At 67.1% G+C, this 1,488-nt stretch carries 3 protein-coding genes; all 3 read left to right on the top strand.

Going from position 1 to position 1,488, the window contains the following annotated elements; all coding sequences use genetic code 11:
- On the top strand, nucleotides 1-478 hold a 478-nt coding region (locus tag GKO32_RS37805; RefSeq protein WP_166459859.1), incomplete at its 5' end, for a C40 family peptidase.
- On the top strand, nucleotides 475-759 hold the full coding sequence (locus tag GKO32_RS37800; RefSeq protein WP_154761708.1) for a YbaB/EbfC family nucleoid-associated protein: 285 nt from the start codon (nucleotides 475-477) through the stop codon (nucleotides 757-759). The genes GKO32_RS37805 and GKO32_RS37800, both read left to right, overlap by 4 nt.
- Nucleotides 756-1,175 (top strand): YbaB/EbfC family nucleoid-associated protein, encoded by a 420-nt coding sequence (locus GKO32_RS37795; RefSeq protein WP_154761707.1) that lies wholly within the window; start codon nucleotides 756-758, stop codon nucleotides 1,173-1,175. The genes GKO32_RS37800 and GKO32_RS37795 overlap by 4 nt, the downstream gene beginning before the upstream one ends.
- Nucleotides 1,176-1,488 lie beyond the last annotated feature (313 nt).

Here is a 1,488-nt window from a genome sequence, read left to right as displayed (position 1 = left end):
GTACAGCGGAGGTACGGGGGGAGCCGCGTCGAGTGGGCCGCCGATGACGTTCCCGCCGTCCGATCAGTACGGCAGCGGCACTCAGATCAAGCTTCCCGGCGGGCAGACGGTGAGTGCGCCGAACGAGCGGGCCGCGATCGCCGTGCGCGCGGCGCTTTCCCGGCTCGGCTTGCCGTATGTATGGGGCGGCACGGATCCGAACCGCGGGATGGACTGCAGTGGGCTGACACAATGGGCGTACAGCCAGGCGGGGTTGAAGATCCCGCGCACCGCCGCGACGCAGACGGTGGGGCAGAAGGTTGATATCAATGACATCCAGCCCGGTGACCTGATCATCTGGAGCGGGCACGTGGCGATGTACATCGGGAACGGGCAGATGGTCGAGGAACCGCACACCGGCGACGTGTGCCATGTCGTACCGTTGCGCACGAGCAACGCGGGTGAGCCGTTGCTGGGTGTGTTCAGGCCCGCGGCATGACCGATTTCGCGACGATCGTGGGCAAGGCGAGTGCCGACGGGGTGACCGTCGAAGTCGGTGTCGGAGGCCGGTTGCGGGCGGTGAAGCTGAGCCCGCAGGCTCTGCGGTACGGCGCCGCCAACCTTGCCGAGACAGTGGTTTCCGTTGCCGCGCGGGCGACCGCGAAAGCGAACCAGCGATATGCGCAACTGCTGGGCCGCGACGCCGCCCGGGTTGGGCTGGGGTATGACCCGGAATTGGCGTCGGATGACGATTTCGATCGCGACTGGACGCGAGAATGACGGGCAGGCGCACGGCCGAACGTCTCCTCGCGGACGCCGAGGAACGGTTGCGGTTGACCGAAAACCTGCCGGCCCAGCTGGCGGAACTGCGTGGCTGGGCCTACAACGGTGCGGACAATGTGCGGGTTACGGTGGATGTGCACGGGGCGCTCAAGGAACTGAAACTCGACGAGTCCGCGTTGAGCCTGGGCGCGGAAGAACTGGCCGCCCAGATCGTCGAGCTTTCCCACCGCGCCCAGCAAGCGGCACTGGCCGAAGGCGTCAACGTCCTGGGCGACGCCCTCGGCGACACAGCGGCCCACGACATGATGCGGTTGGCAGCCCTGCCAGTGGACCCCGAACCGGAAGTCGTGCCCTACACCCCAGGCGTGGACCCGAACGCCACCCAATGGAACGTCATTTCGCCGACCACATAACCACGCAACAAAACCACCCACTCAAGGTGAGGTCCCGTTGGGTCAGTTATCCCGGAGCCAGCCCGCCGGCGAGGCAATCTTTTTGGGTCGCGCTCCGCGCGATGCCCTGGTCCTTTTGGGTGCGGATTTGACCGGGCGCTGAGCGCCCTCGTAAGGGGACCCACCCCCGCCCCACTTCGCCGAGTGTTTAACGGTCGGCCCACCGCGTCAAGGGCGCCTTCGGCGTCGCTTCGCGATGGACTTCGTCCACCCTTGACCCGGCGTGCGGACCGCTAAGGAGGCTTCGTGTTGGTCCGGGGGTGGGAGTGGGCGG

The organism is Amycolatopsis pithecellobii, from assembly GCF_009707865.1.
GTDB lineage: Bacteria > Actinomycetota > Actinomycetes > Mycobacteriales > Pseudonocardiaceae > Amycolatopsis_E > Amycolatopsis_E pithecellobii.
This window is presented reverse-complemented; position numbering and strand designations above follow the sequence as displayed.

Bases quoted from the DNA above. Each gene is read 5' to 3' on its own strand.
- GKO32_RS37800 (WP_154761708.1), top strand. From the start codon at position 475: ATGACCGATTTCGCGACGATCGTGGGCAAGGCGAGTGCCGACGGGGTG.
- GKO32_RS37795 (WP_154761707.1), top strand. From the start codon at position 756: ATGACGGGCAGGCGCACGGCCGAACGTCTCCTCGCGGACGCCGAGGAA.